The following is a 12297-nucleotide window of genomic DNA, read 5'->3' on the forward strand; positions in this document are numbered from 1 at the left end:
GGCTGGTCGCGCAGTTCCCCGCGCCCCTGAGATGCGCACTGCGTGCGCCATCTCCGGGGCGCCCCTGGGGGGGGGCAGCGGCGAAGCCGCAAGCCCCCCAGGGGCGCGGGGAACTGCGCGAGAAGCCCCACCGGCGCGTCAGCCGAAGGACAACCGAGGGGCGCGAGGAACTGCGCGAGCAACCACGGCGGCGCGGCAGTCGAAGGACAACCGAGGGGCGCGGGGAACTGCGCGAGGAGCCCCGCCGGACGCGCGGCCGGACCGGAAGCCCCCCGGGCCCCGGGCCGGCCAGGACCCGCACCCCGCGGAGCGGCTACGCGTCGGCGGACTGCGCCCGCAGCGCCCGGTCCACCCCCGCCCGCGACTCGGAGACAAGACGCCGCAGCGCCGCGCTCGGCGACCCCGACGCCAGCCACGCGTCCGTCCGCTCCAGCGTCGCCCCGGACACCTGCACCGCCGGGTACAGACCGACCGCGATCTGCTGCGCCATCTCGTGGGACCGCGACTCCCAGACCTCCTGGAGCACCTCGAAGTACTTCTCGGTGTACGGAGCCAGCAGCTCCCGCTGGTCGGTCTGGACGAACCCGCCGATCACGGCCTCCTGCACCGCGTTCGGCAGCGTGTCCGACTCCACGACCGAGGCCCACGCCTCCGCCTTCGCCTCGGGCGTCGGCCGCGCGGCCCGGGCGGTCGCCGCGTGCCGCTCACCGGCCGCCGTACGGTCCCGCTCGTACTCGCTCGTGATCTCCGCCTCGTCGAACCGGCCGACCGCCGCGAGCCGCTGCACGAACGCCCAGCGCAGCTCCGTGTCGACGGCCAGCCCCTCGATGGTCTGCGCGCCCTCCAGCAGGCCCTCCAGCACGTCGAGCTGCTCCGGCGTACGGGCCGTCGCCGCGAAGGCGCGGGCCCACGCCAGCTGGTGGTCGCTGCCCGCGTCCGCGGTCCGCAGATGCGTCAGCGCCGCCTCGGTCCAGCGGCCGAGCAGCGTGTCCCGGTGGGCCGGGGCCGCGTACATGTCGATGGCCAGCTTCACCTGGCGGTGCAGCGACTGCACCACGCCGATGTCGGACTCCTTGGCGATCCCGGCCAGCACCAGGTCCAGGTAGGCGCTGGTGGACAGCTCGGCGTCGCGCGTCATGTCCCAGGCCGACGCCCAGCACAGCGCGCGCGGCAGCGAGGACTCGAAGTCGCCGAGGTGCTCGGTGACGACGGCGAGGGAGCGCTCGTCGAGCCGGACCTTGGCGTAGGAGAGGTCGTCGTCGTTGAGCAGGACCACGGCGGGGCGGCGCTTGCCGACGAGCGCGGGCACCTGCGTCGACTCGCTCGCGGTGACATCGAGTTCGATCCGCTCGCCGCGCAGCAGCTTGCCGCTGGCCTCGTCCAGGTCGTAGAGGCCGATCGCGATGCGGTGCGGGCGCAGCGTCGAGGTGCCCTTGGCGCCCTCGGGCAGGGCCGGGGCCTCCTGGCGGACCGCGAAGGACGTGATGACGCCGTGCTCGTCGGTCTCGATCTCGGGACGCAGGACGTTGATGCCCGCCGTCTCCAGCCACGCCTTCGACCAGGCCTTCAGGTCCCGGCCGCTGGTCTCCTCCAGGGCACCGAGCAGGTCGGACAGGCGGGTGTTCCCGAAGGCGTGCCGCTTGAAGTACGCCTGCACGCCCTGGAAGAACTCGTCCTCGCCGACGTAGGCGACGAGCTGCTTGAGGACGGAGGCGCCCTTGGCGTAGGTGATGCCGTCGAAGTTGACCAGGACGTCGTCGAGGTCGTTGATCTCGGCCATGATCGGATGCGTGGAGGGCAGCTGGTCCTGCCGGTAGGCCCACGTCTTCATGGAGTTGGCGAACGTCGTCCACGAGTGCGGCCACTTCGACTCCGGCGCGTACGCCTGGCAGGCGGCCTCCGCGTAGGTGGCGAACGACTCGTTCAGCCACAGGTCGTTCCACCACTCCATGGTGACCAGGTCGCCGAACCACATGTGCGCCAGCTCGTGCAGGACCGTCGCCGCCCGCACCTCGTACGCCGCGTCCGTCACCTTGGAGCGGAACACGTACTGGTCGCGGATGGTGACCGCGCCCGCGTTCTCCATCGCGCCCGCGTTGAACTCCGGCACGAACAGCTGGTCGTACTTGGCGAACGGGTACGCGTAGTCGAACTTCTCCTGGAACCAGGCGAAGCCCTGCCGCGTCACCTCGAAGATCGCGTCCGCGTCGAGGTGCTCGGCGAGGGACGGGCGGCAGTAGATGCCGAGCGGCACGCGCTGCCCGGTCTCGGCGTTCTCGTACGCCGAGTGCACCGCGTGGTACGGGCCGGCGATGAGCGCCGTGATGTACGTGGAGATGCGCGGCGTCGGCTCGAAGCTCCAGACGTCGTTCTCCGGTTCGGGCGTCGGCGAGTTCGAGATCACCGTCCAGCCGCTCGGCGCCTTCACGGTGAACCGGAACGTCGCCTTCAGATCCGGCTGCTCGAAGCTCGCGAACACGCGCCGCGCGTCCGGCACCTCGAACTGCGTGTACAGATAAGCCTGTTGGTCGACCGGGTCGACGAAGCGGTGCAGCCCCTCACCCGTGTTCGTGTACGCGCACTCGGCGACGACCCGCAGTTCGTTCGCACCCTCCTCCAGACCGCTCAGCGCGATGCGCGAGTCCTGGAAGACGGCGGCGGCGTCGAGGGAGCGGCCGTTGAGGACGACCTCGTGCACGGCCGGCGCGATGAGGTCGATGAACGTCTCGGCGCCCGCCTCCGCGCTCTCGAAGCGCACGGTGGTCACCGACCGGTAGGTGCCGCCCTCCTGCGCGCCGGAGAGGTCGAGATCGATCTCGTACGAGTCAACGGTGAGCAGCTTCGCCCGCTGCTGCGCCTCTACGCGGGTCAGATTGGTGCCAGGCACGCGGTCATCTCCTAGTGCGGTTGCGTGATCGACGCTTGTGACGTCGCCGGTCATCCTTCCACGGAGGGACGGACGAGCGCGATGTCCGTTTTCCGCCGGTGGGCAGGCGCGCCCGGTACGAGGCTGTGGCCATGACCAGGTACACCGCACGCCCCATCGGAGCGACCGCCCTCAAGGAACTGCGCACGACCGACGACGCGGGCCGGCCCTGCGTCCCGTACACCGCCACCGCCGGCGACGCGGGCTCCCCGCTGCGCTGCTGCCTGACGCCGGTCCGCGCGGGGGAGCGGATCGCGCTCGTCTCGTACGCGCCGCTGCGCCGCTGGGCCGCCGTGACGGGCGCGGACCCGGGCGCCTACGACGAACAGGGCCCGGTCTTCCTGCACGCGGACGCGGCGGACTGCGCGGGCTACGTCCCCGACCCCGGCCACTACCCCTTCGACCGGCCCGGCGCCCTGCGCACCCTGCGCCGCTACGACGCCCGCGGGCACATCGCGGGCGGCCGCCTCCTGGAGATCCCGGCCGCCGCGACGGCGGGCTTCGACGCGGCCCTCGACGAGGCGTTCGCCGACCCGGCCGTCGCGCTGGTCCACGTCCGTGCCGTCGAGTACGGCTGCCTGCACTTCGAGGTACGCCGACCTTGAGTACGAGTGCCGGGTCCGGGCAGCCAGGGGCGGGCTGTCCGGTCGGGTCGCGGGTGGTCGGCTGTCCGCGGCTCCGGTGGGGCTCCTCGCGCAGTTCCCCGCGCCCCTGGAAGGCGCACTGCGCGACCGGCCACGGCACGAGCCGCACCCGGCGACGGCCAGGGCCCGGCAGACGCGACCCCGCGTCAGACCCCCCGCACCTACTTGGCCCGGAGCTCCTCGGCCACCAGCTCCGCGATCTGCACGGCGTTCAGCGCAGCGCCCTTGCGGAGGTTGTCGTTCGAGATGAACAGCGACAGACCGTGCTCGACCGTCTCGTCACCACGGATGCGGCCCACGAAGGAGGCGTCCTTGCCCGCGGCCTGGAGCGGCGTCGGGATGTCGGAGAGCTCCACGCCGGGCGCGCCGCCGAGCAGCTCCGTGGCGCGCTCGGCGGAGATCGGGCGGGCGAAGCGGGCGTTCACCTGGAGCGAGTGGCCGGAGAAGACCGGGACGCGCACGCAGGTGCCGGAGACCTTGAGCCCGGGGATCTCCAGGATCTTGCGGGACTCGTTGCGGAGCTTCTGCTCCTCGTCCGTCTCGTTCAGACCGTCGTCGACGATGTTGCCGGCCAGCGGCAGCACGTTGAACGCGATGGGCCGCTTGTAGACGTCCGGCTCGGGGAAGTCCACGGCACCGCCGTCGTGCGTGAGCTTGTCGGCCTCCGCGACGACCTTCTGCGCCTGCCCGTGCAGCTCGGCGACCCCGGCCAGGCCCGAACCGGAGACGGCCTGGTACGTGGCGACGACCAGCGCTTCGAGGCCGGCCTCGTCGTGCAGCGGGCGCAGCACCGGCATGGCGGCCATCGTCGTGCAGTTCGGGTTGGCGATGATCCCCTTGGGACGGTCCGTGATCGCGTGCGGGTTCACCTCGGAGACGACGAGGGGGACCTCGGGGTCCTTGCGCCAGGCCGAGGAGTTGTCGATCACGACGGCGCCCTGTGCTGCGACCTTCTCCGCCAGCGCCTTGGACGTGGCGCCGCCGGCGGAGAAGAGCACGATGTCCAGGCCCGTGTAGTCGGCCGCCGAGGCGTCCTCGACCGTCACGCCGTCCACCACGGTCCCGGCGCTGCGCGCCGACGCGAACAGGCGCAGCTCGTCGACCGGGAAGGCCCGCTCCACGAGGATCTTGCGCATGACCGTGCCGACCTGACCGGTGGCTCCGACGATTCCGACCTTCACAGGGGTTCCTCCGTGCTTGCGTGCGGCCAACCGGCCTGGCGGGTGCGTCCATGATGCGTCTGTCCAGACCCGACTTGTCCAATCGATTGTCCGCGGTCCGGGACGCGTGGGGTTCACCACAGGCGGGAGCGAACGTTCCGGGCGCCCGGCGCGTCGTAGGTCACACGCGGGCAGGGGAGGGGCAGTGCTGCGCAGAAGACCCGGCAGAGGTGCCGAGGACCGTCCGGACGACCCGCTGGACGCCGCCGTAGAGGACCGGGTGCGGGCCGTCCTGTCCCTGGGCGGGGTGGCCCACGCCGATCTCCCGGACGGGGTGCAGCAGGTACGGCTGCGGCTCCTGGAGCGGGCGGCGAAGGGGCAGGAGGCGCCGCGGTCCGTATCGGCCTGGGCGGCGGTCGTCGCCTCGAACCTGGCCATGGACTGGCACCGGGCCCGCCGCCGCCAGGAGCGGCTGGGGGAGCGGCTCGCCGCGCTGCGCCAGGAGGACGCCGGGGACGCGGCCGACACCCGCGTGCTGTCGCTCACCGTCGCCGAGGGCCTGGACGCGCTGCCGGACCCGCTGCGGCAGGTGGTCGTGCTGCGCTTCTACGCGGACCTGCCGGTGCGGGAGATCGCGGCCGAGCTGGGGGTGCCCGAGGGCACCGTCAAGAGCCGGCTGCACACGGCCGTCCGGCTGCTGCGGGTCCGGCTGCACGAGCAGGAGGTGGTGTGAGGTGGAGGACGACGACGCACGCGAGGACCGGCTCCTGCGGCTGGCCCTCGCCGGTGAGCCCGCGGCCACGGACGATCCGGGTCTGGCGGCCGTCGCGGCGGACGTGGCGTTCCTGCGGGACCAGGTGCGCCGGCTCGGCGACACGCTCGCGGCCCGCCCGGAGCCGACACCGTCCCGCCCGGTACCGGTCCGGCCGCCCGCGCCGGCCCGTCGGCGCAGGCCGCTGCGGATCGCGTTCGCCGGGCTCGCGGCGGCCGGCGGTCTGGCGGTGGCGGGCGCCATGGTGTGGGCCCTGGCGCAGAGCGGCGGCGGGCTCGACTCCGCCGCCGACAAGCCGGCCGCCGCCGGCGGCGGCAAGGTGAGCCCGGAGGGGTTCGTCGCCTGCTCCCGCCTCATCGCGGAGGGCACGGTGGTGGCGGTGGAGCGGCTCCCCGGCACCGGCCAGGACCGGATCACGCTCCGCGTGGACCGCTACCTCAAGCCGGAGTCGGGCGGCGCACGGACGCTCACGTTCCCGGTGGACCACGACGCGCGGCCGCGCCCGAAGGCCGGGGACCGGCCGCTCATCGCCATCCCGGCGGGCGGCGGGCGGCCGCGGACCTGGGTCACGGGCGCGGACCGCGAACGGCTGCGCGCGACGGTGCTGACGGCGCTGCCGGGTTCGCGCGGCGTCCGGTGCGACCGCACGCCCGCGCCCGGCGGCTGAGACGGCGACGGGGGCGGACGCCACCGGCGTCCGCCCCCGCGCTCACCCCACGCCGCGTGCTACGGCGTGACCTTCTCGATCTTCACGCTGCCGACGCCCGCGGCGACACCGCGCTCGTTCAGCAGCCGCACCTCGCCGAAGAACTCGCGGCCCTCCGGCGCGGCGGCCGCGGCGGTGACCTCGGCGGCCACGTCCGTGGACGCGCCGTTGGCCAGCGTCACGGTCTTCGCCTCGTCGACCTTCACCGAGCCGAGCGCCGGCGAGAAGAAGACATCGACGTAGTCGTAGGCGGTCGAGCCGGACGGCACCGAGTAGCCCGCCACCACGACCGTGTACGTGCCGGCGGCCGGCTTCGGGATGCTCACGGCCTCCTCGGAGTCACCGTCGGCGGACGTCGCGACGACGGCGCCGGAGGAGTCCTTGACCGTGAGGTCGAGGTCGGCGGCCTGGTCGGAGACGTTGCCGATGGAGACGTCGAGCTTCTCGGCGCCCGCGGGCACCTCGACCGTCGAGGTCTGCGTGGTCCCGTCCGCGATGGTCGGCCGGGCCGACTTCGACGAGCCGAGCGGGCCGCCCTGGAGCGTGCCGCCCTTGATGGCGGCGAAGTCGTTCGTGACCTTCCAGTCCACGGCGGCCGGGGTACCGACCTTCGCCTCGGGCAGCGTCCGCACCGCCGGGTCGAAGGTGGCGCCGAGCACCGACGCCTCCAGCGTGTACGGGTTGTCCAGCAGCGGCGACGTACGGCGCGCCTCGACCTCGATCTCCCAGACGCCGGCCTGCGGGTCCGCGTAGGAACGCAGGTCCGGGCGGCAGGTGTTGGCCGGGTTCTCGTAGTTCGGGTAGCAGCTCGGCGTCGACGTGTCGTCGACCGGGACGCCGTAGGGGTGGATGGAGATGAAGCGGGTCTGGCTGGTGGCCTTGAGACCGCTCATCCGCACCTGGAGCGCCTTGGCGCCCTCGGGCACCGTCAGGAAGTACGACGTGGTGCTGTTGCGCTGCACCGAGCCCTTGCCGGTGACGGTGTACGCCGGCTTGGCCAGCGGCGTCGAGACGACGACGGTCGCCATGACCTGCTGGTCGACGCCCTCGGTCCGCGGGTCGTCGACCTCCAGGACGGCGCTGCGCAGCCCGGCCGAGTCCGGACGCGCCTGCACCTGCACCGTGACGGGCTTGTCCAGCGGCAGCCAGACGTGGCTCGATCCGGCGATGCGGAAGGTGTCACCGGAGTTGTTCTTCAGCGACAGCTTGTGCAGGACCGGCTTCGACGAGCCCGACGTCCGCGTGAGCGTGACGTCGTAGGTCTTCTTCTGCCCGGCCTTCAGACCGCCCTCGCGGTCGTAGATGCCGGTGCCGAAGCCCGGCGTCTTCAGGGCGTAGTCGATCGCGGTGTCGACGGGCGCCTTCACGGTGTACGTGTGCGCGCTCGCCCCGTCCTCGATCGCGTCCCAGGCGTTCTCGATGTCGATGAGCCCGGAGCCCTCGGCGTACGCCTGCTCACCCCTGATGTGGTCCGCGGTCGAGGTCAGCGCGGTGCGCAGCTTCGCCGGGGTCAGGTCGAGGTGGGCGCGCTTGGCGGCGGAGAGCAGCAGCGCGGAGGCGCCGGCGGCCTGCGGGGAGGCCATCGAGGTGCCCTGGAGCATGGAGTAGCCGGCCGGGAGCGTGTAGCCCGCCTCGGCGACCGGGGCGCCGGGCAGCCAGGTCTGGGTGGTGTTGATCGCCGCGCCGGGCGCCGTGATGACGGGCGCGAAGCCGCCGTCCTCGCGCGGGCCGCGCGAGGAGAACGGCATCATCGCGTACGGCTTGTCGACCTTGGAGCCGTAGTTGGCGGCCCAGGTCTCCTTGGAGATGGAGGCGCCGACCGAGAGGACCTTGTCCGCGAGGCCGGGGTCGCCGATGGTGTTGGCGCCGGGGCCGGAGTTGCCGGCGGAGATCACGAGCTGGACGCCGTAGGTGTCGATCAGGCGCGTGTACAGCGCGGCGCGGGCGTTGTTGCCGTCGTTGAGCGCGGGCAGTCCGCCGATGGACATGTTGACGATGTCCACGCCGCGGTTGGCGACGAGGTCGATCATGCCCTCGGTGAGCGCGACGTTGGTGCAGCCGCCGGTCCAGGTGCAGGCGCGCGAGGAGACCAGCTTGGCGCCGGGCGCGGCACCGTTCATCTTCTTGTTGCCGAACAGGCCGTTGGCCGAGGTGATGCCCGCGACGTGCGTGCCGTGCTCGGACTCGATGACGCCGATGTTGACGAAGTCGAGCTTCTTGCCGACCCAGTCACCGCCGTAGGGGTCCATGGGGACGTCCTTGCGGATCTCCACCACGAACGGGATGCGCTCGACGACGTCCGTCTTCGGGTCGTCCTTGCCGAAGTACCCGATCTGGTAGCCGTCCTTGTACGGCTTCATCGCGGTGTCGTCGGTGAAGTCGCCGTTGTCGTTCAGGTCGACGGTGACGGTGCCGGCCTTGGCGTCGTAGAGCACGCCCCACTTGTCGGTGGTGTCGCCGTCGCGGTTCAGGTCGCCCTTGGCGTCGCCGCCGGTGGTCGCGGACTCGGCGAAGGTGCTGAAGCCGAAGGTTCCCGAACCCGCCTTGTACGTACGGCCGTTGACCGAGAACGTCGGACCGGAGACCGAGGTGGCCATCGGGCGCCAGGTGGCGTCGCTGTCCACGATCGGGTCGGTCGAGGTGACCCAGTCGACGATCTTGCGCTCGCCGGTCGTGGTCTTCTGCAGCGCCGGGTGGCCCAGGTCCACGCCGGAGTCGAGGATGCCGATGGTGACGCCGCGGCCGTCGGCCTTCGGGTGGTCCTGCACGAAGTCGACGGCGCCCGTCTCGAAGGACGGGTTGTACGGGTTCTTGGCCGGCGTGTTCCTGCCGGGCCCGCTGTACGAACCCTTCGCGCCCGCGGCGCCCTTGGCGGTGTCGCCCGCCGGGGTCGGGTCGTCGAGCTGGATCTCCTGGCGCAGGTCGATGCCCTGCACCGAGCCGAGCTTCGCGGCGGCCGCGATGGCGGCGTCCGCCCGGCCGGTCGGCACGGTCGCCCGCACGTAGCCGAGCTTGTCGTAGGTGCGGCCCACGGAGCCGCCCTTGACGGCGTCGAACTGCTTCGCCACCTGCTCGGTGGCGCCGGGGGCGGTGGCGACCATGAGGGTCACGTTCTTCGTGCCGTCGGCCTTCGCCTCGGCGAGCAGCTGCGCGTCCTGCGCGCCGAGCTTCTCGGCCGCGGACTTGACGACGGGGTCGGCGGCGCCGGCGCCCGCCGGGTCCGCGTCGGCGGCGAGGGCCATGGGTATCGGCCCGGCCGCGGTGAGCGCGGCCACCAGACCTGCGGCGGCCGCGAGCCGGGCCGCGCGTCTCGCGCCCGATATGGGGGCGCGCTGGGGATCGGGGGTCATCAGCATCCCTGTGGTGAAGGGGAACAAGAAGGGTGGTGTGCACAAGGCTCCGGAATACGGTGCCGGATGACCGCTCAGCCTTACTTAAGTGACCACCTTTTGGGGAGAGTTGACCGGGGCGGGATGGAGCCGTGGCGTACTTCCGCCACCCGCCATCCGGTGCGAACCGGGTCCGATCGGGGTTTATCGGCGCCCACTTCTGAACGCTGTGTGGAGGTTCTGCACTCTTCGTGGTCGGCCGGGGAGCGTCCTGGCTTAGCGTCGGGGGATGCACCACAGAGAGCTGAGGGTCGCGGCGTACGCCGTGTGCGTGCGCGACGGGCAGATCCTGCTCGCCCGCTGGGTGGCCAGGGACGGCGGCAGGCGCTGGACGCTGCCCGGCGGCGGCATGGACCACGGCGAGGACCCGTACGACACGGTCGTGCGGGAGGTGGACGAGGAGACCGGGTACGCCGTCGAGCCCCGCACCCTGCTCGGCGTCGACTCCGTCCTGCGCCGCCACCCGCGCAGGCTCGGCACGGCCGCCGACCACCACGCGCTGCGCCTCGTCTACGACGCCGCCGTCACCGGCGGCACCCTGCGCGACGAGGAGAACGGCTCGACGGACAAGGCCGCCTGGCACGACCTCGGCGCCGTCGGGGAGCTGGACCGCGTCGAACTCGTCGACACCGGACTGCGGCTGTGGCGCGAACGCCCGCCGGACGGGCACCTCCTTCCCTGAAAGGTGAACGCGGAGTGACGGCGAGGGGGGTGCGTCCCCCCGCGCGCATGACGGTTCGGGCCGTCCTTCACCACCCCGCCGGACCGCGGTGATCCACGTACCGTGATCGGCGTTGTGCGTTGCGTCGCCGTTCACGCGCAGGCCACCCCCGCTGCCAACGATCCAGGAGGAGCGGGAAGCGTGGCCCGGGCCCCCGGCGCCACCGGCCCGCCGTCACTGTCGACGCGTTCGCACCCGGGGAGACCGCGCCATGCCGCGCACACGCTCTGTCATCAAAGCCGCCGCAGCCCTCGACCGCCGGGCCCTGCTGGCCGCCACCGGCGCGGTGACCCTGACCGCCGGAGTCGGCTACGCGCTCGGCCCGGGCGGCCCGCGCGCCGCCGCCGGACCCGCCCCCGCCCGGAGCCTGGCCGCCCGCGAGGCGCCCGCCGCCCCGCCCACCCCGTACACCCGTGGCACCACCCTCGACACCCTCGCCGCCGCCCCGGCCGGGTCCGGCTACCGCCGCCTCGGCTCCGGACCGGGCTGGCCGCGCGTGGTCCGCTCCGACCTGGCGGCGCCCCGCTCCGGGCGCGCCGCCCGCCGGACCGCGCTCGCCGCCTTCGTCCAGCTCACCGATCTGCACATGGTCGATGTGCAGCACCCGCTGCGCTACGAGTACCTGCGCGCGCAGACGGCCAGCGCCTGGCGGCCGCAGGAGGCGCTCTCGGTGGCCGGGGCGGTCGCGCTCGTGGAGCGGGTCAACACCCTGCGCGGCGGCCCCGTCACGGGGTCCCCGCTGGGGTTCGCCATGACGACCGGCGACAACACGGACAACAACGCCCGCTCCGAACTCGACTGGTTCCTCACGGCGATGAGCGGCGGCCGCATCACCCCCGGCACCGGCGACCCGCGTCACTACGAAGGGGTCCAGAACAGCGGCCTTCCGCTCTACTGGCAGCCGGACGCCGCCCTGCGCGACACCGACAAGCAGCGGCACGGCTTCCCCCGCATCCCCGGTTTCCTCGCCGCGGCCACCGCCGAACTGCGCAGCCCGGGCCTGAACGTGCCCTGGTACTCCACCGTCGGCAACCACGACTCCCTGCCCGGCGGCTGCTACGCGCCCGGCGACTCCTTCTTCGCCGAATTCGCCGTCGGCGGGCGCAAGCTGATGGAGCTGCCCGCCGCCGAGGCCAAGGCGGTCTGGGACAACGTGGAGAAGGGTGGTGACCCCAGGGGGACGGCCTTCCGGCAGCTGCTCACCGCCCACGCCCGCGCCATGCGCCCGGTCACCCCGGACGAGGCCCGCGCCCCGTTCACCCCTGCCGAGTACCTCGCCGCGCACCTCGACCCGGCCCGCACCGGCCCCGGCCCCGTCGGCCACGGCTACACGCGGGAGAACCTCGCCGCGCTCACTCAGTACTACACGTTCCGCGTCTGCGACGGCGTCCTCGGCGTCAGCCTCGACACGACCGACCCCGGCGGCCACTACGAAGGATCACTCGGCACCGGCCAACTGCGCTGGCTCACGCAGCAGTTGCAGGGCGCGGAGGCAGACGGCGACCACGTGATCGTCTTCTCGCACCACACCAGCAAGAGCATGCGCAACCTGCGCGAGGACCCGCACCACCCCGGCGAGAAGCGCCACGGCGGCAAAGAGCTGGCCGCGCTGCTGGCCCGCCACCGCCCGGTCCTCGCCTGGGTCAACGGCCACCACCACAAGAACGTCATCACCGCGCACCCCGGCGAGCACGGAGCCGGCGGCTACTGGGAGATCTCCACCGCCTCCCACGTCGACTTCCCGCAGTTGGCCCGGGTCATCGAACTCACCGACAACCACGACGGCACGCTCTCCCTCTTCACCACCTGCGTCGAGTCCGCCGCCCCGCACCGCACGGACTTCACCGACCTCAGCCAGACCGGCCTCGCCGCCCTCTACCGGGAACTCTCCCTGAACGCCCCGGGCGCCCGGCAGGACCTCGCCGGCACCCCCGGTGACCGCAACACGGAACTGGTGCTGCGCAAGCGCTAGTCGTGCG

General features: G+C 72.9%; 8 protein-coding genes. 5 read left to right on the forward strand and 3 right to left on the reverse strand.

The genetic code is table 11. The features are described 5' to 3' along the window. Positions 1–313: 313 nt before the first annotated feature. Positions 314–2887, reverse strand: coding sequence for an aminopeptidase N (gene pepN, locus ABZY33_RS21030; RefSeq protein WP_356493133.1), 2574 nt, complete (start codon positions 2885–2887; stop codon positions 314–316). 131 nt (positions 2888–3018) lie between these two features. Here pepN and ABZY33_RS21035 point away from each other — a divergent pair, with 131 nt between their 5' ends. Further along, a complete protein-coding gene (locus ABZY33_RS21035) occupies positions 3019–3531 on the forward strand; it encodes a DUF1203 domain-containing protein (protein WP_356493134.1) in 513 nt (170 codons plus the stop codon). A 200-nt stretch (positions 3532–3731) separates the two neighbouring features. Here ABZY33_RS21035 and ABZY33_RS21040 read toward each other — a convergent pair whose 3' ends face one another. Further along, on the reverse strand, positions 3732–4751 hold the full coding sequence (locus ABZY33_RS21040) for an aspartate-semialdehyde dehydrogenase (protein WP_356493135.1): 1020 nt from the start codon (positions 4749–4751) through the stop codon (positions 3732–3734). A 184-nt stretch (positions 4752–4935) separates the two neighbouring features. On the opposite strand from ABZY33_RS21040, the gene ABZY33_RS21045 reads away from it, so the two are divergent. Both ABZY33_RS21045 and ABZY33_RS21050 read left to right on the forward strand, forming a co-directional pair. After that, positions 4936–5463 carry a sigma-70 family RNA polymerase sigma factor gene (locus tag ABZY33_RS21045; protein ID WP_356493136.1) on the forward strand — a complete coding sequence of 176 codons (528 nt, stop codon included), beginning with the start codon at positions 4936–4938 and terminating at the stop codon, positions 5461–5463. A gap of 1 nt (position 5464) precedes the next feature. Beyond that, complete coding sequence (locus tag ABZY33_RS21050) at positions 5465–6169, forward strand: hypothetical protein (RefSeq protein ID WP_356493137.1); 705 nt, start codon at positions 5465–5467, stop codon at positions 6167–6169. Between the two features lie 59 nt (positions 6170–6228). Here the strand turns inward: ABZY33_RS21050 and ABZY33_RS21055 are convergent, their stop codons facing one another. After that, positions 6229–9558, reverse strand: a complete 3330-nt coding sequence (locus ABZY33_RS21055) for a S8 family serine peptidase (protein ID WP_356493138.1) — start codon at positions 9556–9558, stop codon at positions 6229–6231. 268 nt (positions 9559–9826) lie between these two features. Here ABZY33_RS21055 and ABZY33_RS21060 point away from each other — a divergent pair, with 268 nt between their 5' ends. Together ABZY33_RS21060 and ABZY33_RS21065 are read left to right on the forward strand one after the other, a co-directional pair. Then, the gene (locus ABZY33_RS21060) at positions 9827–10279 is read left to right on the forward strand and encodes an NUDIX hydrolase (RefSeq protein WP_356493139.1); all 453 of its coding nucleotides are present in this window, start codon (positions 9827–9829) and stop codon (positions 10277–10279) included. 250 nt (positions 10280–10529) lie between these two features. Further along, the gene (locus ABZY33_RS21065) at positions 10530–12290 is read left to right on the forward strand and encodes a TIGR03767 family metallophosphoesterase (protein WP_356493140.1); all 1761 of its coding nucleotides are present in this window, start codon (positions 10530–10532) and stop codon (positions 12288–12290) included. Positions 12291–12297 lie beyond the last annotated feature (7 nt).

The sequence above is a fragment of the Streptomyces sp. NPDC006552 genome, from assembly GCF_040611655.1.
Lineage (GTDB): Bacteria > Actinomycetota > Actinomycetes > Streptomycetales > Streptomycetaceae > Streptomyces.

Bases quoted from the DNA above. Each gene is read 5' to 3' on its own strand.
- ABZY33_RS21035 (WP_356493134.1), top strand. From the start codon at position 3,019: ATGACCAGGTACACCGCACGCCCCATCGGAGCGACCGCCCTCAAGGAA.
- ABZY33_RS21055 (WP_356493138.1), bottom strand. From the start codon at position 9,558: ATGACCCCCGATCCCCAGCGCGCCCCCATATCGGGCGCGAGACGCGCG.
- ABZY33_RS21060 (WP_356493139.1), top strand. From the start codon at position 9,827: ATGCACCACAGAGAGCTGAGGGTCGCGGCGTACGCCGTGTGCGTGCGC.
- ABZY33_RS21065 (WP_356493140.1), top strand. From the start codon at position 10,530: ATGCCGCGCACACGCTCTGTCATCAAAGCCGCCGCAGCCCTCGACCGC.